Origin of the sequence: Pseudomonas sp. G5(2012), from assembly GCF_000408945.1 — a bacterium.
GTDB lineage: Bacteria > Pseudomonadota > Gammaproteobacteria > Pseudomonadales > Pseudomonadaceae > Aquipseudomonas > Aquipseudomonas umsongensis.
The window spans coordinates 1-17,847 of the sequence record NZ_APIO01000040.1 but is presented as its reverse complement, the minus strand read 5'-3'; the positions used below and the strand labels follow the sequence as shown (position 1 = coordinate 17,847).

13 protein-coding genes and 2 pseudogenes are annotated in these 17,847 nt (G+C 61.2%); 7 read left to right on the top strand and 8 right to left on the bottom strand.

Going from position 1 to position 17,847, the window contains the following annotated elements:
- Nucleotides 1-87: 87 nt before the first annotated feature.
- The 3 genes from PG5_RS13765 to PG5_RS13755 form a co-directional block, all read right to left on the bottom strand.
- The gene (locus PG5_RS13765; protein ID WP_033044524.1) at nucleotides 88-468 is read right to left on the bottom strand and encodes a RidA family protein; all 381 of its coding nucleotides are present in this window, start codon (nucleotides 466-468) and stop codon (nucleotides 88-90) included.
- Nucleotides 469-565: 97 nt separating this feature from the next.
- On the bottom strand, nucleotides 566-3,376 hold the full coding sequence (locus PG5_RS13760; RefSeq protein ID WP_020797726.1) for an amino acid adenylation domain-containing protein: 2,811 nt from the start codon (nucleotides 3,374-3,376) through the stop codon (nucleotides 566-568).
- Nucleotides 3,377-3,513: 137 nt separating this feature from the next.
- Entirely contained in the window at nucleotides 3,514-4,326 is an 813-nt protein-coding gene (locus PG5_RS13755; protein ID WP_033044523.1) for an AraC family transcriptional regulator, read from the bottom strand.
- Between the two features lie 131 nt (nucleotides 4,327-4,457).
- On the opposite strand from PG5_RS13755, the gene PG5_RS13750 reads away from it, so the two are divergent.
- Nucleotides 4,458-4,976 carry a carboxymuconolactone decarboxylase family protein gene (locus PG5_RS13750; RefSeq protein ID WP_020797724.1) on the top strand — a complete coding sequence of 173 codons (519 nt, stop codon included), beginning with the start codon at nucleotides 4,458-4,460 and terminating at the stop codon, nucleotides 4,974-4,976.
- A gap of 27 nt (nucleotides 4,977-5,003) precedes the next feature.
- A complete protein-coding gene (grxC, locus tag PG5_RS13745; protein ID WP_020797723.1) occupies nucleotides 5,004-5,255 on the top strand; it encodes a glutaredoxin 3 in 252 nt (83 codons plus the stop codon).
- A 137-nt stretch (nucleotides 5,256-5,392) separates the two neighbouring features.
- Here grxC and PG5_RS13740 read toward each other — a convergent pair whose 3' ends face one another.
- The 3 genes from PG5_RS13740 to PG5_RS13730 are packed head-to-tail and all read right to left on the bottom strand — an operon-like array spanning nucleotide 5,393 to nucleotide 8,372.
- Nucleotides 5,393-6,901 (bottom strand): tripartite tricarboxylate transporter permease, encoded by a 1,509-nt coding sequence (locus PG5_RS13740; protein WP_020797722.1) that lies wholly within the window; start codon nucleotides 6,899-6,901, stop codon nucleotides 5,393-5,395.
- A gap of 18 nt (nucleotides 6,902-6,919) precedes the next feature.
- Entirely contained in the window at nucleotides 6,920-7,405 is a 486-nt protein-coding gene (locus tag PG5_RS13735) for a tripartite tricarboxylate transporter TctB family protein (protein ID WP_020797721.1), read from the bottom strand.
- A 1-nt stretch (nucleotide 7,406) separates the two neighbouring features.
- Nucleotides 7,407-8,372 (bottom strand): tripartite tricarboxylate transporter substrate binding protein, encoded by a 966-nt coding sequence (locus tag PG5_RS13730; RefSeq protein ID WP_020797720.1) that lies wholly within the window; start codon nucleotides 8,370-8,372, stop codon nucleotides 7,407-7,409.
- A gap of 258 nt (nucleotides 8,373-8,630) precedes the next feature.
- Here PG5_RS13730 and PG5_RS13725 point away from each other — a divergent pair, with 258 nt between their 5' ends.
- On the top strand, nucleotides 8,631-11,012 hold the full coding sequence (locus PG5_RS13725) for a DUF3772 domain-containing protein (RefSeq protein WP_033042502.1): 2,382 nt from the start codon (nucleotides 8,631-8,633) through the stop codon (nucleotides 11,010-11,012).
- Between the two features lie 113 nt (nucleotides 11,013-11,125).
- Here PG5_RS13725 and PG5_RS13720 read toward each other — a convergent pair whose 3' ends face one another.
- Together PG5_RS13720 and PG5_RS13715 are read right to left on the bottom strand one after the other, a co-directional pair.
- Nucleotides 11,126-12,616, bottom strand: a complete 1,491-nt coding sequence (locus tag PG5_RS13720; RefSeq protein ID WP_020797718.1) for an aldehyde dehydrogenase family protein — start codon at nucleotides 12,614-12,616, stop codon at nucleotides 11,126-11,128.
- Between the two features lie 52 nt (nucleotides 12,617-12,668).
- Nucleotides 12,669-13,058: a cytochrome c family protein gene (locus tag PG5_RS13715; RefSeq protein ID WP_020797717.1), complete on the bottom strand. Its 390-nt coding sequence runs from the start codon at nucleotides 13,056-13,058 to the stop codon at nucleotides 12,669-12,671.
- A 258-nt stretch (nucleotides 13,059-13,316) separates the two neighbouring features.
- On the opposite strand from PG5_RS13715, the gene PG5_RS13710 reads away from it, so the two are divergent.
- From PG5_RS13710 to PG5_RS35340, 4 genes and pseudogenes are all read left to right on the top strand, one after another.
- Nucleotides 13,317-14,033, top strand: coding sequence for a glycosyltransferase family 25 protein (locus PG5_RS13710; protein WP_020797716.1), 717 nt, complete (start codon nucleotides 13,317-13,319; stop codon nucleotides 14,031-14,033).
- 206 nt (nucleotides 14,034-14,239) lie between these two features.
- On the top strand, nucleotides 14,240-15,562 hold the full coding sequence (locus tag PG5_RS13705) for a hypothetical protein (protein WP_020797715.1): 1,323 nt from the start codon (nucleotides 14,240-14,242) through the stop codon (nucleotides 15,560-15,562).
- A 113-nt stretch (nucleotides 15,563-15,675) separates the two neighbouring features.
- Nucleotides 15,676-16,422, top strand: a pseudogene (locus PG5_RS35345) (cache domain-containing protein); the annotation flags it as partial.
- Between the two features lie 372 nt (nucleotides 16,423-16,794).
- Nucleotides 16,795-17,820 (top strand): annotated as a pseudogene (locus PG5_RS35340) (methyl-accepting chemotaxis protein); the annotation flags it as partial.
- Nucleotides 17,821-17,847: the final 27 nt, after the last annotated feature.

The following is a 17,847-nucleotide window of genomic DNA, read 5'->3' as shown; positions in this document are numbered from 1 at the left end:
CCGCAGCAATGGATATGTACCCAATTAAACCGCGTCATCGTTCTTCGCCGGCAAGCCTGGCTCCTACAAAGCGCGCGGGGGATCAGATCAGGCCTTCGCAGCCATCGCCGTAACTTCCACCCGCATGCCCTCAACCGCCAACGACGCCACGCCCACAGCCGCGCGCACGGGCCACGGCTTGGCGAAGAAGCGCTTGTAGACCTCGTTGAAGGCGGCGCGGTCGGCCATGTCGGTGAGGTAGATAGTCAAGTGCAATACGCGGTCCATGGAACTGCCGGCGCGCTCCAGGGCCACTTTCAGCGCCTGCAGGGTGCACTCGCTTTGCAGGGTGATATCGCCCAGTTCAAGGCTGCCATCGGCACGGGTCGGAATCTGGGTGGAGACCAGCATGCCGGCGAAACCGGCGACGTCGGAGGAGATGGAGTCCGCATCGGGATCGGGAACGAAGGTCAGGTCTTGGTTAGCCATGGGGGTCTCTTGTTTGAGGTGGTAAGGCGGCGGCGCACGCATGTCAGCCGCGGCATTCATGCGGCAACGCCTGTTGCGCCGCCAGTTTACGGAACCCTCACGCCACCCGCTCGACTTTATCCGCGCGACGTTTCTTGGCATCAAAGTTGCCACGCATCAATACCCAGCGCACGACCTTGTTCCAGGCATAAGCCACCACGACACCACCGACGACGGCGAAAACCACCCCGAGCAGCGGATAATCGCCGATGCGCCGGGCCACCGACAGGAACTGGAAGTGCGTCAGGTAGATATACAGTGTCGAGGAGGCAATCAATGCCATGCCCCTCGCCATCAGGCCGGGCACGGGAATGGAGCGGACCCAGATCACCAGGAGAGCGGCAGGCACGGCGATATCGATATGGCTCCAGACGTCGGCAGCGAGGGGTCCAAACCCCAACATTGCCTGCATGTCCTGCCAACCTACCACCACGATGGCAACCAGCGTGACGATCCACTTCTGGGTAGTCGAATTGGCACTGTGAATGGCCATTCCGAGCACCATGATCGCCAGGTAATGCTGTGGCACCCGATTGAACAGCGCGCTTGCATCGAACACATAGCGACTGATCAGCACGTCAGCCACCGCCAACACGCAAGTCGCAATGACGAAACAGCGAAACGGGTCGGCACTGATGATGTTCCTGACGCGCTCGAACGACAGGACGAACCCGATGATCAGCAGCATCTGCACCAATACTTCGATGTACCAATAGACGAAGTTGCCGATCAGGTTCGGCGAATACCAATTGGAAATCAGCAGCAAGGATTGCCAATGCACCTTATCGAACAGCACCTGCACCAACACCGTGTACAGGATCGTGGGCACCGCGATACTGGCAACGGACTTGACCAGCGTGCGCACGCTGCCGGACTCCTTGATGGCCTTGAATTGAAACCTTGCCAGGCTGAGCCCGGAAACCAGGAACAAGGCCATTGTTTCGCCGAACATCGGCCAATGTTCAACGACCTGGAAATGCCCCATCACAATCAACACGATGGAAACCACGCGTAAAAACACCGGCACTTCCATTGCCCGTATCGAAAACCTCGAGGCCTTGGTGTCGCTGGCCAGTTCACACAACTCGAGTACCGGGATCATTTCCCATTGATCGGGCAGATGACCGATAAGCTCTTCCAGCACCATTGACGCCTGAACGAACGAGAGTGAGTCCCCGCCCAGCTCCACGAACGTCAACGCTGGATCGATGCGCGGCACTTCAAGAATTTCCGCCCATGCCTGGCTCAACTTGAGCGCCAGCGGCGACAGGTCTTGGCTGCTATTGACCGGTGCCGCCTGTTTATCGACAAGCGCTTGCAACGCCCGCTTGTCGATTTTGCCGTTCGGCGTCAGTGGAATCGCCTCCACGAACACGAACAAGGCCGGCACCATGTAGTCCGGCAACTGCTGCCCCACCTGTTCACGCAGCTCAGCCGATGCAACAGGCTTGGCGCAAACGCAACAGGCCACCAGTTTCACGTTCGAACGGTCGTTGTTGGCCAGCACCACGCACTGTTTGATCCGCGGATGCCTTGAGATCGACGCTTCGATTTCGGCCAGCTCGATGCGATGGCCGCGAATCTTCACCTGGCTATCGCCGCGCCCGCGGAACATGACACTGCCATCGGCCAGGTAAGTGCCCAGGTCGCCGGTCCGATAGCAGATATCACCCTCGGCATGGGTGAAGGGGTTGACCACGAATTTTTCCCGGGTGAGTGCTGCGTCGCCGTAGTACCCCAGGGACAGATACGGGCTGCGGATCAGGATTTCCCCGACCTGGCCTTCGCCGACCAATTGATTGGCTTCATTGACCAGCAACAGTTGCGCGCCCTCGATTCCTTTGCCCAGAGGGATTTTGGCATTGTCGAGCGCAGGATCGAGTTGATGGTAAGCCATCGCCTGCGGCGTTTCGGTCGTGCCGTAGAAGTTGACGCTGACGGCGTTGGGCGCGATGGCGCGTATTTGCTCGTAAAGGGTGCTGCTCAAGGCATCGCCACCCCAAAACAGATAGCGCAGCGCGTTGAACTGCAAGCCACTGATTTTCGCGCCGGTTTCAATGAGTTTGCCCAAGGGCGGCGTGAGGTGAATGACGGTGATCCCATGCTGGTGTATCCACCTCGCCAAGGCGGCTGGATCGATCACGGTCGACTGGGCCGGGATGATGACTTTTGCGCCAATGGAGAGCGGCGTGAACACATCCCTGTAGACCGGGTCGTGGCCCAGCCCCGACAGCAGGGAAAAACAACTGTCCCTGGTCAATGAGTGACGTTGGCTATGCCATTCGATGAAATGAACCAGGGGCGAGTGATGGGTGACGATGCCTTTCGGCTCACCGGTACTGCCCGAAGTGAAGGTGATATAGGCCGGGTCTCCAGGGTTTACCTCGGGCAAGGCCTTTGGCTCGACGGCGAACGCCTTGAGCGCGTCGGTGGGCATTTCCGGTATGTCGACCACGCGTACGACGGACCCGCGTTGGGGATCTGGCTCATAGGTGGCCTCGCCGCAGACCAGGACAAAGGTCGGCTTGAGCGCCTGGATGATCTGTTCGATGCGCGCACGGGGATAGGCCATATCGGCCACGGTGAACGTCAAGCCGGCCCGTGAGGCACCGAGCATGGCGTAGACCAGGCCGGCACAGCGACTGGAGACGATCACGACCCGATCGGATGCGCTCGCGCCCTGTTCCAGCAGAAAGCAGGCAAGGCGCTGGCTTATCGTCTCCAGCTCACCGTAGCTACACGTGGCCTCTTGCGAAACCACGGCCACGGTATCGGGGGTACGTCCAGCGTGTTGCAGGAAGTCCATGAATATCGGACGTTCGACGCAATACGCCAGTTCCAGCGTCGGGTTTGGGCGCGCATCCTGCATGTTATTGATTGACTCCCCATGGCCTGTACGACGTAGACACGACGGGACGCTCGCAAACGAGAAATTCCCCTCAAGACGCTAGCACAGCAGCCGTGGCCCGCCAGTGAGTCGACCAACATGCGCCGAGCCCTGTGCCGTTATCCTCGCCATTGCCGGGGACTGACCCCGGTCTTGCGACGAAAAGCCCGGGCCAGTGCCGAAGGGCTTTCATACCCGACCTCTTCGGCGATCAAGGCAATGGGCTTGCCTTCACGCAGGCGCTTTTGCGCCAGGCTAATACGCCAGCTCACCAGATAATCCACTGGGGCCTGCCCGACCACCCGTTTGAAGTGCTCGGCGAAACTGGCCCGGGACATGTTGGCCGCCACCGACAGTTCGGCCACGCTCCAGGCCTTGCCGGGCGTCTCGTGCATGAGGTTCAAGGGCCGCGCCAGGCGAGGATCGGCAAGACCGGCCATCATGCCGGGCTGCTGATTGCGACTGCTCAGGATGTGCCGCAACAACAGGATCACCACCAGCTCGAACAGCCGATCCATCACCGCCTCGCGACCGCAGGTACCGTCGAAGGCTTCGTTGAACAACCATTGCAACGTGTTGGCCAGGGCCGGGATTTCATCCAGTTTCAGCACCAGGTAATCCGGCAGCGCCGTGGCGAGGGCGTTACCCGCGCCGCCGTCGAAGTCCAGGGTCGCGCATACCAGTTGCGTATCGCCGTCCTGTGGGGCAAGCAGGCGGTGGCGATACGGCCGGGGGAAAAACATCAGCGTCGGCTCGGTGATGTGCAGCTCACGGTCATCCGCGAGCCTGAGGGACAACTCGCCCGCCTGGAGCAAATGCAAATGACCGCAGGCCTGGCGGCCATCGAACGCTGTCGTGCCGCAAAACGCACCGCTGTGAAAGGTCCCGGCATTGACACCGAAATGCGCAAGCAAGGTGGACAGGCGATCCATGAAGGCCCCCGGCAGCAGTTCTGGACGATCTGTCGCATATCGTCGACGATTTGCACCCAATAGGCCAGCCCGAATCATTAGCATCCACTCCGTACCCAGCGCTTGTCGCGCATCAACCACGGAGAATCACCATGCCACGCATCAACCCTGTCAGCCTCGAACACGCCGCCGAGAACTCCCGCCCATTGCTCGACGGCGTACAGAAGAAAATCGGCTTCCTGCCCAACGTGTTCCGGGTCCTGGCCCACGCCCCCGCGGTACTGGCCTCCTACCTGCAGAACTCGGCGGCATTGACGAAGACGTCCTTGAGCGCCAAACAGAAGGAAGCGATTTTCCTCGCCACCTCCCAGGTCAACGGCTGCGACTACTGCCTCGCGGCGCACACGCTGTTTGCCGGTAAGGCGGGGCTTTCCAGCGAGGAGATACTCAGTGCCCGTGAAGGCCAGCTCGATGCCTACGCGTTGCTCGCCCGGCAAATCACCGAAAGTCGTGGCCACTTGGGCAGCGAGCAAATTGCCGCGGCCCGCGCCGCTGGCATCGATGACGCGAAAATCGTCGAAGTGGTCGCCCATGTCGCTTCGCAGACGCTGACCAACTACCTGAACAACGTCGCCCTGACCGAGATCGACTTTCCGGCTATCGACGCCTGAACCACTCTGCTGCAGAGGAAAAATTTCATGAAGACGGTAACCCTGTACACCACCGACACCTGCCCGTACTGCCGCAGCGCCAAGGCGTTACTGGCCGGCAAAGGCGTGACACCGCAGGAGATCGACGTTCAGCGCACGCCCGGCAAACTCGAAGAAATGCTCAGTCGCAGCGGCCGGCGCAGCGTGCCGCAGATTTTCTTCGGCGACACGCACATCGGCGGCTTCGACGACCTGGCCAAACTGGACCGCCAGGGTGCCCTGATGTCCATGCTGGCCTGATCCCCTGTTTGTAGGGAGCGAGCATGCTCCGGGCGGCGTTCCGACGATGGTCGTCAACGATGACGCGGGAAGCCTGGCACCCCGTGGCGCTCTTGAGTTTTTCGCGAGCATGCTCGCTCCTACAGGGGACCGACATCTCAGTCATCCTCATGCAACTTGATACCACGTGCATGCAACAGCGGTGGCACCACCAGCACCAACAACGTCAGGGCCATGAACGCCGCCGAGATGGGCTGGGTCAGGAAAATCGTCCAGTCGCCCTCACTGATCGACAAGGCGTTGCGCAACTGTTTCTCGGCCATCGGGCCGAGCAGCATGCCGACAATCACCGGCGCCACCGGGAAGTCGAAGCGCCGCATCAGCACCCCAGCCCAACCGATGGCCAGCATCAGCAGCAGGTCGAAGGAAGAATGGCGCATGCCGTAGACGCCGATGGTGGCGAACACCAGGATCCCGGCGTTGAGGTAAGGCCGGGGGATCTGCAGCAGCTTGACCCACAGGCCCACCAACGGCAGGTTCAATATCAGCAAGATGACGTTGCCGATGTAGAGCGAAGCCACCAGGGTCCAGACCAGGTCGGCGGAGGTCTCGAAGAGCATCGGCCCAGGTTGCAGGTTGTAGTTCTGGAACGCCGCCAACAGGATCGCCGCCGTGGCGGACGTCGGGATGCCCAGGGTCAGCAATGGCACCAACGAGCCGGTGGCACTCGCATTGTTGGCGGCTTCCGGGCCGGCCACCCCCTCGATGGCGCCCTCGCCTTTGTTGGCCGAAAACTCTTTCGGGTATTTGCTCAGCTTGCGTTCGGTGGAATAGGACAGAAAGGTCGGGATCTCTGCGCCGCCAGCGGGAATCGAGCCGAACGGGAAACCGATCAGCGTGCCCCGCAGCCATGCAGGCACCGAGCGTTTCCAGTCGGCGCGGGTCATCCACAACGACGTCAGGCGATGCCGTCCCTCCGTCTGCTCGGTTTGATAAAGCAGGCTGTACAGGGCTTCGCCGACCGCGAACAAACCGACCGCCACCAGCACCACCTCGATGCCATCCACCAGTTCGGGTACGCCAAGGGTGTAGCGGGCAATGCCCGACGTCGAATCGAGGCCGATCAGGCCGATGGTCAATCCGATCCCCAGTGACGCAAAGCCACGCAGCATGGAGGCGCCGAGGACCGCCGACACCGTGGTGAAGGACAGCACCAGGATCGCGAAATATTCCGCCGGCCCGAAATTCAGCGCCAACCTGGCCACCACCGGTGCGAACAGGGTCAGCAGGACGGTGGCAATGGTGCCGGCCACGAACGAACCGATCGCCGCCGTGGCCAGCGCCGGCCCTGCCCGGCCATTGCGCGCCATGAGGTTGCCTTCCAGCGCCGTGACCATGGACGAGGACTCACCGGGCGTATTGAGCAGGATCGAGGTGGTGGAACCGCCGAACTGCGCGCCGTAGTAGATCCCGGCGAACATGATCAGGGCGCCCGTGGGGTCGACCTTGGCGGTGATCGGCAACAATAAGGCCACCGTCAGCGCCGGCCCGATGCCCGGCAATACGCCAATGGCGGTGCCCAGCAGGCAGCCGATAAAGCCCCACAGCAAATTGATCGGCGTCAGCGCTGCGGAAAAACCCATCGCCAGGTTGGCGAGAATGTCCATGCTGTCGATCTCCTTGGATCAGATCCAGGCGTTGACCAGCGGCGGCAGGGAGACGCCCAGCCCGGCATTGAACAACCAATAGATCGGCAGGGTCAGGGCCATGCCGATGGCCAGGTCGCGCAGCGGATGACGACTGCCAAAGCCCCGCGCCGAACAGGCAAACAGCAAGCCCGCCGCCAGCACGAAGCCGATGAGGTTGATGAGCACGGCCACACCGATCAAGCCTGCGGTGACCCAGGCCGCGCCGGCCTTGCCGCCCGCCACGGTGTGGGTCTGTTCGTTATCCAGTTCGCGAAAACCGCCACTCACCGCCTGATAACTCAACAACACGCCCACCGCCCCCAGAAAACCCGCGACCACCCAGGGGTAGACATAGGCCGGCAGTATCACGAAGCCCATCTCCGGCGGAAAGCGCCAGGCGCCCACCGCCAGCACAAGGCTGAGGACAATCAGGCCAATGCCGATGGCCAGTTGGGCAGCCACCCCTTTGCGCGATCCGGCCATTTCAAAGCAACCCGACCTTGACCAGCATCGCGCGCAACCGCACGTGTTCTTCGTCGACGAATTTACCGAAGTCATCACCGGTCAGCACGCTCTCCGTCCAGGCGTTGGTCTTGATGTTGTCCTGCCAGACTTTGCTCCGGGAAGCGGCAACCACCGCGTCAGTCACTTCCTTGCGCTGCTCGGGCGTGAGGCCCGCGGCGCCATAGACACCACGCCAGTTGCCGATAACCACGTCGTAGCCACTTTCCTTGAGGGTGGGGGCATCGATCCCGGGCACGCGCTCAGGGGCACCGATGGCGAGCACGCGGAACTGGCCATTCTTGATGTATTGACCCAGTTCGGCGTAACCGCCGGTGATCACCTTGATCTGGCCGCCCAGGGCCTGGGCAACGATTTCACCGCCACCACCGGTAGCGATGTAATTCACCTTGTTGACCGGCACATCCAGCTTGCCGGCCAGTTCAGCAATGCCGATATGGTCGATCGAGCCTTTAGAGCCACCGCCAAAGGTAACGCTGGTGGGCTTGGCCTTGAAGTCCTTGATCAGGTCATCGAGGGTCTTGTACGGCGAGTCCTTGCGCACCGCGATCACGTTGTATTCGGTAAACAGGCGGGCAATCGGCGTCACGTCTTTCAAGCTGATTTGCGGTTTGTTCTGTTCAATGCCCGCAACCATGATCGCCCCGACCACCAGCAACGCATTCGGGTCGCCCTTGGTGCTGTTGGCAAACTGCGCCAGCCCTAGCGTACCGCCCGCGCCACCCTTGTTCTCAAAGGTGACGGATTTGGCCGCATTGGCCTCAATCAGGGCTTTGCCGAGCACCCGAGCCGTCTGGTCATAGCCGCCACCCACCGAACCGGGGGCCATGAACTTGACGGTATCCAGCGCGAAGGCCGGGGAGCAAAGCGTGGCAGCGGTAATGCCGACCAACAGACTACGGCTGAAGCTACGGATCAAAGCGGACATGCGCACCTCCTGAGTACCTTGTTTTTATGGGTGCCATTTGCACATGTGCAGTAAACGCCTGCGCGACGACATCCGGCCTGCCAACAAGCGTAGGCCATGACGCCGTTGATCGGGCAGTTTTAACTCGTTGACCTTATTCATGGTCGCCTCGCGCCTACATATGAAGGCGCCAGGCACATCCGTCCAAAAAAAGCTCGATTGCCCCCATCATGACCTAACCTCATAGGCGCAATGACTATCAACCAGTCGAGCACGCCCATGCGTTATGCATTGAAGCTAGTGATCCTCATCGCTTTCGCGCTGCTGGGGCCGAGCGTCGGATGGCTGTCGGCGGCGCCCATGTCCGATGCCCCCGTCACCGCCCAGCCCCTCCCGTCCGCCAGCGTTTCCGACAGCGAGCTGGAGGCGTTGCTGGGCCAACTCAGCAGTTTCAAACAGCAGGTTTCACAGGCCAGCAATTACAGCCAGCTTGAAGGCCCGCAGGACCTGGTTCAGGCACTCATCAAGGAGGTCGATCGCCTGACGACGCTGCTGCTGCCCGAGCAGGCTCAGCTGCAGGCGCAATTGGGCGTGCTGGGACCCGCGCCACCGGATGCCACGCCCGAGAAATCCGACATCGCCCTGCAAAGAGCCACCCTGACGGGTCAAAAAGCCCTGGTCGACGCCAAACTGAAATCCCTGGCAACGCTTAAAAGCAGCGCGGCGGAATTGCTGATCCAGATTGCCGCCATTCGCCGCAGCCTGCTGGAATCCGAAGTGACCCAGCGGACCCGAAGCGTGCTCAATCCCTGGTTCTGGGCAACATTGTTCAATCCGCCAGAGGATGACCGGCAAAAATTCAACGCATTCCTCCAACAGATCGGCGCCACGCTTGGCGCCACCTGGCGACCGGGCGAACGCCTGTTGACCAGCTTTTTAATCGTCATGGCCCTGGTTTTCTGGATCTTCGGTCGGAGGGTGGCCGAGCGCGGGCTGACCTGGCTGTGCATTCACCGGATGCCGGAAGGACGCCTGCGACGCAGCACCCTTGCGCTTTCATCGGTGGTGGCCACGATCCTGTCTGCCTGGATCGCCCTGCAGTTGCTGTTTTTTACCGTCACCCGCGAGCTGCCCCTGACGCCGCAACTCACAGGGTTTTCCCAGGATTTTGAAAAGATCGTCTATACCTGCGTGCTGATTACCGGCCTGAGTCGCGCACTGCTATCCACGCAGCACCCTTCATGGCGCCTGCCGGCCTTTGCCGATCCGCTCGCCCTGGCGATCAAACCCTACCCCACACGCCTGGCCCTGGCATTGCTTGTGCTGGTGTCGCTGGCGCAGATAACCAATGTCACTGGCATGACCCCGGGGCTGGTGATCTCGGTCCGTGGCCTGGTCGCATTGATCGTCTCGGCCATGATCGCCATGCTGCTGTTGCGCGTTAACAAAACCCGCCGGGACATGGTCGCGGCGGGCATTGCCCCCGAAGCGGGGCGGACGTTGGCCGGGATGATCTATGCCTTCGCCAGCATCGCGATCGCGATTTCCCTCCTCGCCCTGCTCACCGGCTACATATCGCTCTCGCGGTTCATCACCTACGAACTGGTGTGGTTTTTCATCATATTCGCCGGCTTCTATTTGCTGACCCAGCTGTTCAAGGACGGCTGCGAACACCTGTTTTCCCCCCGCCACTCCACCGGCAAGACCCTCAAGCAGCTGCTGGGCATTGGCGATACGCGGCTGGAACAGATTTCGGTCATCCTGTCCGGTGCCGGTCGCGCCGCACTGTTGCTGATAGCGCTGATCACCTTGATGGTGGGCGGGATCGGCTCGACGCTCGAACAACTGGCCACCAACATCCTCGCCATGCTCGGCGGCGACGGCCTGCGTAAACTGAACATCGTCCCGGCCAACCTGTTGCATGCCGTGCTCGCCGTGGTCATCGGCCTCTACCTGATTCGTTCGCTGCGGCGCTGGCTGGACGACGAGTTCCTGCCGAAAACCGAAATGGACCCCGGCATGTGTGCCTCGCTCAGCACGCTGTTCTCCAACATCGGCTATGCCTTGGTGCTCCTGCTGACCCTGTCATCGCTGGGGGTCCAATGGACCAACCTGGCCTGGATCGTCAGCGCCCTGTCAGTGGGCATCGGCTTCGGCCTGCAGGAGATCGTCAAGAATTTCGTTTCCGGCATCATCCTCTTGACCGAACGCCCGGTGAAAGTCGGCGACCTGATCAGCATCAGCGGGGTCGAAGGCGACATCCGCCGGATCAACGTGCGGGCCACGGAAATACAGCTGGCCGACCGCTCGATCGTGATCGTGCCCAACTCGCAGTTGATCTCGCAGAACCTGCGCAACGTCACCCTGGGTGGCAGCGCCCAGGGGGTGGCGACACTTGAACTGATGTTCCCGCTGGACATCGACCCCGAGCAAGTGCGCAACCTGCTGTACGAGACCTTCAGCGAGCACGAGACCATTCTGGAAAAACCGGCGCCGGTGGTGCGCTTCAGCCAACTCAAACCGGAGGGCATTACCCTGACCGTCACCGGTTACGTCAACAGCCCGCGCATGGTCACTGCAATCAAGAGCGAGCTGTTGTTCGAGATTCTCAAGCGGCTGGGTGCCGCCGGGATAGAACTGGCGAAACCGCCAACAGCGTAACGCGAATGCCTTTGTAGGAGCTGCCGAGTGAAACGAGGCTGCGATCTTTTGATTTTGCATTTAACAATCAAAAGATCGCAGCCTCGTTTCACTCGTCAGCTCCTACGGGTTGATCAGTGAGCGATGCACACCGATTTCAGCTCGGTATAGGCCTCGATCACCGCACGACCAAACTCACGGCCCATGCCCGACTGCTTGACGCCACCGAACGGCATCGCCGGGTCGAGCAATACGTGGGCATTGACCCATACCGTACCGGCTTCGATGCGCGGCACCAGGTTCATGGCCTTGCCCAAGTCGTTGGTCCACAGGCTAGCGGCCAGCCCGTAGCGGTTGTCGTTGGCCAGCGCGATGACAGCATCTTCATCGTCGAACGGCATTACGCCCAGCACCGGGCCGAACACCTCCTCGCGCGCCACGGCCATGCTGTGGTCAATGTCGGCGAGGATGGTCGGCTGGACAAAGAACCCCTCGCCTTCCAGCAACTCGCCGCCCGCCACCACCCGCGCACCTTCCTGGCGGGCCAGCTCAATGTGCTTGAGCACGCTCTGCTGTTGCTTGCGCGACACCAGTGGGTTGATCGCCGCCTCGCAGTTCATGCCCGCGCCAATCGGCATCGCCGAGACCGCCGCCGCCAGGGCTTCGACGAATTTGTCGTGGATTGAGCGATGCACGTAGAAACGCGAAGCCGCCGCACACACCTGGCCATTGTTCAGCAAGCCACCGAGGATCGCGCCCTGCACGGCTTTTTCGATGTCGGCATCGGCGAGCACGATCATCGGGTTCTTGCCGCCCAGCTCCAGGGAGAAACGTGTCATGTTTTCCATGCACGCCACGCCGACGCTCTTGCCCACGGCGGTGGATCCGGTGAACGACACCTTGCTCACCAGTGGGTGCGCGGTCAGCACGCCGCCGACCGAGGCACCGCCGCCGGTCACCACGTTGAACACACCCGCCGGAATGCCCGCTTCAAGGGCCAGCTCGGCCAGGCGCATGGCGGTCAATGGGGTTTCCATCGCCGGCTTGATGATCACCGTGCAACCGGTGGCCAGCGCCGGCATCAGTTTCCAGGCGGCGATCAGCAGCGGGAAGTTCCACGGCACAATGCCGACCACGACCCCCACTGGCTCACGCTTGGTGAACGCCGTGAATTTGGCACCCGGCGGCAGCGGGATCGACACATCGAAGGTCTGCCCTTCGATCTTGGTCGCCCAGCCGGACATGTAGCGCATGAACTCCACCGTGGCGTTCAGGTCCAGCGCGCGGGCCATGTTGATCGACTTGCCCTGGCTCAGGGTTTCCAGCTGCGCCAGCTCTTCGGCATGCTCCTCCACCAGGCGGGTGAAGTTCAGCAGGATGCGCTCGCGGTCCGCTGGACGCAGGCCCGACCACACGCCCGACTTGAAAGCCTGGTGCGACGATTGCACGGCGCGCTCGACGATCTCCAGGGGCGCGTCGAGGGTTTCGCACAGGGTTTGCCCGGTGGCCGGGTTGACCACTGCAATGGTCTGACCTTCGGCAAACACCCACTGGCCATCGATAAAGCAGCCGTGTTGGCGATCGAGGAATGCAGCAACCTGCGGCAGAATTTCAACGTTGCTCATAAATCACCTTTGAATTCAGATGGACGAGCCGGCTTGCCGGCGAAAGCGTCAATTAGTGTTGTTCTTTGAGGAAGCACACCACCGCCTGGCGATCATCCGCCGAGGCCATGCCCATGTAGGGCATGTAGGTGCCAGGCACATAGGCCTGGGGTTGCGTGATCAGTTGCGCGATGTTCTCGGCTTGCCAGTCGATGTTCTTGTTGCGCATGGCTTGCGAGTAGTTGAAGCCTTCCAGCGAGCCGGACTTGCGCCCCACCACGCCTGCAAGGTTCGGCCCCATCATGCCCATCGTGCCTTTGCTCACCGCATGGCACACCCCGCATTCATTGGCGAACACTTCGGCGCCACGCTGCTGCAGCGGTGCGCAATCGGCGGCAACAGCAGCCTGCGCCAGAGTGACGGACAACACAGCAACGAGGGACAAACGCAGGGTGGTGAACATAAGAAACGACCTTGAAAATCCACGCATTCGCTGGCAAAGCGAACGCCAACACTGAAAGTGCCGAGGCTTTGGTGCTTCGGCAGGTTGAGAGCGATTGTCGGTGGTCGCCGGCTAGCAGGTTTTGCCCTGCCTGCCAGTTGTGTTGGCGGTTCTGCCAAAGTGCTGCACGGGCGCGATCAGCGATAGCCAGGCTTGATCCAAAGTTCTGCCTATACTGCAATCCAGCCGCCCCGATCACCTGCGCTGAGGAACTGCTGGATGAATGTGACCGACTATTTCGATCGAGCCAGAATCATCAACATCGCGTCAAGAAAGGATCGCCGCGTAGAAACGGTACAAGAATTCGCGCGCAACGGCTTTCCCTTTGATCACGAAAAAGTCAGCTTTTTCCAGGCGGTGACGCCCAGTGAAGACAACGGTTTTCCAAGCATCGGCGCCAGGGGCTGCTTCATGAGTCACCTGGGGATCCTGGAAGAGGCGATACGCCTGAATGTGAAAAACATTTTGATCCTGGAGGATGACATACAGTTTTCCAGACGCATTTCCCACTATGGAAAACAGGCCATCGAATCCCTGCAAGGCATGGAGTGGGACATCGCCTACTTTGGCCATCCGTTCGAAGGCGATTCAAGCTCGCCCACCTGGAAAGCGGTCGACCAGCCCATACACTTGTCGCATTTCTATGCGGTAAACGGCAAATGCATTACCCGGTTGCGCGATTTCCTGCTGCAGATCCTGGAGCGCCCGCCAGGGCATCCTGACGGCGGGCCGATGCACTATGACGCCGCCCTCAATACGCTCATTCATTCGAACAAAGACGTCCAGGCCTACTACTTCACCTGGAACCTGGGCTATCAAAGACCCTCGCGCACGGACTTGCATGCGCTGTCCCTGTTCGACAGGACGCCTGTCCTGCGCGATGTCATGGGCATGCTCAGGAAGTTGAAGGCCATGAACCTGAGAAGAATTCGATAGTGTCCCGCTCCGCCTCTCTTTAACCGGAAACAATCCCACACTCCCCTCTCAATCAGTGCACCCACGTGTGCACTGTCACCTCGCCATGCAATCTGGCAAGCACAACCAACTCTTTGGCACCGAGGCAACAAGGCGCAAAAAATCCCGGCATTAGTATCTGGAAGGACCGCAACCCTGCGCTCAAGAACAAGAACGGATGCCACACCATGCTCAAGTCCCCCTTGCTTCGCCTTTCAACCCTGGCGCTGATGATCAGTGCCGGCCAGGCGAGCGCCTACGAACTCTACGCCAGTGACGACAGTCATCTGAACGCCACCCTGGAAGCGGTTTTCGGCGTTTTCCACAGCCAGGAAAACTACGCCCTGTCGGGTCGCCTCGACGAAGGTTCGTCTTCTTGGCGCGAGGGCTACATCAAGTACGGCCTGAGCTTCGACCAGGGCCTGGCTGGGGTCGGCACTGCTTACGGCGCGGCGAACATGCTCAGCTCCGGCACTTGGGGCGACGGTGACGCCGCTGGCTTCACCGACGGTTCGGAGCGCACCACCAAGTTCGAAGATGCGTACCTCGGCTGGCGCTCGAGCGATCTGTTTCCCGCGCTGGGTGCTGACGGCATCGACCTGTCTTTCGGCCGCCAGAACATCGTGGTCGGCGACGGTTTCCTGATCAACGGCGATGCACTGAATCTGGGCAAGGGCCTGGCCGACGGCGAATTCAATCGCGGTGGCGCCTACTGGCTGGCCGCGCGCAAGGCCTTCGACGAAACCGCGGTGTTGCGTATCGGCGGCAAGGAAGGTTGGCGCAGTGACCTGATGTGGTTGAAATCCAACAACCGCGCGCAAGCCAAGACCGAAATGTACGTCGGCACCCTGGAGCACGTGTCCGAGGCCGGTACCGTCGGCGTGACCTACATCGACACCACGGACGTCGATGAGCAGTTCGCCTCCCCCGCGCAACTCGAGCGCGATGGCATGAAGACCTACAGCCTGCGCGCCACTGGCAACGCCGGGGTCAAGGACCTGTTCCTCTCCGGTGAATATGCCAAGCAGGACAAACCCCACACGGCCACCGAAGACGCCTGGTACCTGGAAGCCGGCTGGACCTTTTCCGAGGCGCCATGGACGCCGTATGCCGGCTACCGCTACAGCCGTTTCTCGGAAGGCTACGACACGCTGTTCTACGGTTTCAGCCGTGGCTTCGGCACCTGGTTCCAAGGTGAAGTGGCGGGCAACTACGCCGGCCCGTTCAACACCAACTCGCGCATCCAGCAACTCAAGTTCACCGTCTCGCCACTGGAGAACCTGACCGTCGGCGCGATGTACTTCAACTTCGACACCATCGACCGCGACCTGGGCAACACCGATGGCCACGAAGTCGACCTGTACGCCGAATGGCACCTGAACGACCACATCTCGGTGATGCCGCTGGTCGGTCTGTTCCAGCCGGACAAGAGCGCCGACCAAGGCGGCACGCAGCTAGGCAACAACGACAAGAACCTCTACAGCCAGCTGATTTTCGCCACCAATTTCTAATCTCGAACCGATGTAGGAGCTGCCGCAGGCTGCGATCTTTTGATCTTGAAAGTCAAAAGATCGCAGCCTGCGGCAGCTCCTACAGGTTCGTAATCGCAGCGCTATTATTTCCCATGGAAAAGGCCTTTCCGATGCACAGAAGATTCCTCACGATCCAGAGCAAGATCACCCTGCTCGCCGGCCTCTGCCTGGTGTTGGTGGTGGGTTTGCTGATGGGCCTCTCGCTCTACCAGACACACAAGAGCAGCCAGCAAGTGGCCCGGGCCAGCAGCGACATGCTCGCCGACGCGGCCCGGGAACACATGCAGGCCCTGGGTAAAGTGCAGGCCATGCAAGTGCAACGCACCTTCATGCAGACCCACGAATTCGGCCAGGGATTGTCGCGGTATCTGTTGTACCTCAGGCAACTCCAGCATCAGGGCAATCTGACCCGCCAACAACTGCGCCAGGAGCTGAGCACCCAGCTTCAACAGGCCCTGATCGACAAGCCCGACCTGCTCGGGCTTTACGTCATTTTTGAACCCGATGCGCTGGACGGTGCCGACGCGGGCTTCGCCGGCAAGCCGGACCTGGGCAGCAACGAAACCGGACGCTTCTCCCTGTACTGGGTGCAAAGCAAACCCGGCGAACTGCAAGCGGTGATCGGCGATGAAGGCCTGCTGGCCAACACCGAGCCAGGCCCCAGCGGCGCACCCTACAACGCCTTCTACACCTGCGCCCGCGACACTCGCCAGGCCTGTGTGCTGGAACCCTACTTCGACGAGGCATCGGGCAGTCGCAAACTGGTGACCAGCGTCGCCTTCCCGCTGTTGGAGAACGGCAAAGTCATCGCCGTGGTCGGCCTCGACATCAACCTCGCCGCCTTGCAAAAGAACAGCGAGAACAGTGCGCTGCAATTATTCGATGGCCGCGGCCAGATCAGCATCGTCAGCCCCCGTGGCGTGATCTCCGCCAACAGCCAGGATGTCAGCCGCCTCGGACAACCGATGGACAATGCCCAGGTGATGGACGCCTTGCGCCAGGGTCAGCCGAAGGTGTTTGAAGACCCGCAGCAGATCAACGTCCTTGAACCGCTGCCACCGATTGCCGGTGCTGCGCCCTGGGGTGTGCTGGTCGGCGTGCCCCAAGACGTATTGCTGGCACCGGTCGCCAGCCTGCAAAAACAACTCGACGCCCAGGGCGTGCAAAGCACGGCGTTGGAACTGCTGCTCGGTGGCGGCTCGGCCTTGCTTGGCCTCCTGCTGATCGGGTACACGGCACGGCGCATCACCCGGCCGCTGCAAGTGCTGACCCGGGTCATGGAGGATATCTCCCTTGGCGAGGGTGATTTGACCCGGCGCCTGCAAGTACAGTCACAGGATGAAATCGGCCAGTTGGCCACGGCGTTCAACCGCTTTGTCGAGCGCATTCACCAGTCGATTCGCGAAGTGTCGTCGGCAGCCCTGGGCGTCAACGAAGGTGCCCGCCGGGTGCTGGAGGCCTCCCATTCGTCGCTGAGCAATTTCGACGATCAATCGAGCCGCACCAACAGTGTCGCCGCCGCCATCAATCAGTTGGGCGCCGCTGCGCAAGAGATCGCGCATAACGCCTCCGATGCCTCGCACCAGGCCTCCAGTGCGCGACAACAGGCCGAGGACGGTCGCCAGGTGGTGCAACGCACCATTGAAGTGATGCACGAACTGTCGGCAAAAATCAGCACGTCGTGCGCCAACATCGAAGTGCTCAACGACAAGACCGTGAACATCGGGCAAATCCTCGAAGTGATCAAGGGCATCTCCCAGCAGACCAACCTGCTGGCGCTGAACGCCGCCATCGAAGCAGCCCGGGCCGGTGAAGCCGGCCGCGGCTTTGCCGTGGTCGCCGACGAGGTGCGCAGCCTGGCCGGTCGCACCCAGTCCTCGGCGCTGGAGATCCAGCAGATGATCGAGGAGCTGCAAGTGGGTGCCCGCGATTCGGTCGCCACCATGACCGAAAGCCAACAGCACAGCGAAGAAAGCGTCACCATCGCCAACCTCGCCGGCAGCCGCTTGAGCAGCGTGACCCAACGCATCGGCGAGATCGACAACGTCAACCAGTCCGTCGCCGCCGCCACCGAAGAACAGACCGCCGTGGTCGAAGCCTTGAATGTCGACATCACCCGGATCAACACGCTGAACCAGCAAGGCGTGGAGAACTTGCAGGCGACGTTGCGGGCTTGTACTGAGCTGGAGCAGCAGGCGGCGCGGTTGAATCAGTTGGTGGGGAGTTTCAGGATCTGAGCCTTTGACCGATCGTTCCCACGCTCT

Excerpts from the sequence above, each read along its gene's own strand:
- PG5_RS13765 (WP_033044524.1), bottom strand. The coding sequence starts at position 468 with ATGGCTAACCAAGACCTGACCTTCGTTCCCGATCCCGATGCGGACTCC.
- PG5_RS13760 (WP_020797726.1), bottom strand. The coding sequence starts at position 3,376 with ATGCAGGATGCGCGCCCAAACCCGACGCTGGAACTGGCGTATTGCGTC.
- PG5_RS13755 (WP_033044523.1), bottom strand. The coding sequence starts at position 4,326 with ATGGATCGCCTGTCCACCTTGCTTGCGCATTTCGGTGTCAATGCCGGG.
- PG5_RS13750 (WP_020797724.1), top strand. The coding sequence starts at position 4,458 with ATGCCACGCATCAACCCTGTCAGCCTCGAACACGCCGCCGAGAACTCC.
- grxC (WP_020797723.1), top strand. The coding sequence starts at position 5,004 with ATGAAGACGGTAACCCTGTACACCACCGACACCTGCCCGTACTGCCGC.
- PG5_RS13740 (WP_020797722.1), bottom strand. The coding sequence starts at position 6,901 with ATGGACATTCTCGCCAACCTGGCGATGGGTTTTTCCGCAGCGCTGACG.
- PG5_RS13735 (WP_020797721.1), bottom strand. The coding sequence starts at position 7,405 with ATGGCCGGATCGCGCAAAGGGGTGGCTGCCCAACTGGCCATCGGCATT.
- PG5_RS13730 (WP_020797720.1), bottom strand. The coding sequence starts at position 8,372 with ATGTCCGCTTTGATCCGTAGCTTCAGCCGTAGTCTGTTGGTCGGCATT.
- PG5_RS13725 (WP_033042502.1), top strand. The coding sequence starts at position 8,631 with ATGCGTTATGCATTGAAGCTAGTGATCCTCATCGCTTTCGCGCTGCTG.
- PG5_RS13720 (WP_020797718.1), bottom strand. The coding sequence starts at position 12,616 with ATGAGCAACGTTGAAATTCTGCCGCAGGTTGCTGCATTCCTCGATCGC.
- PG5_RS13715 (WP_020797717.1), bottom strand. The coding sequence starts at position 13,058 with ATGTTCACCACCCTGCGTTTGTCCCTCGTTGCTGTGTTGTCCGTCACT.
- PG5_RS13710 (WP_020797716.1), top strand. The coding sequence starts at position 13,317 with ATGAATGTGACCGACTATTTCGATCGAGCCAGAATCATCAACATCGCG.
- PG5_RS13705 (WP_020797715.1), top strand. The coding sequence starts at position 14,240 with ATGCTCAAGTCCCCCTTGCTTCGCCTTTCAACCCTGGCGCTGATGATC.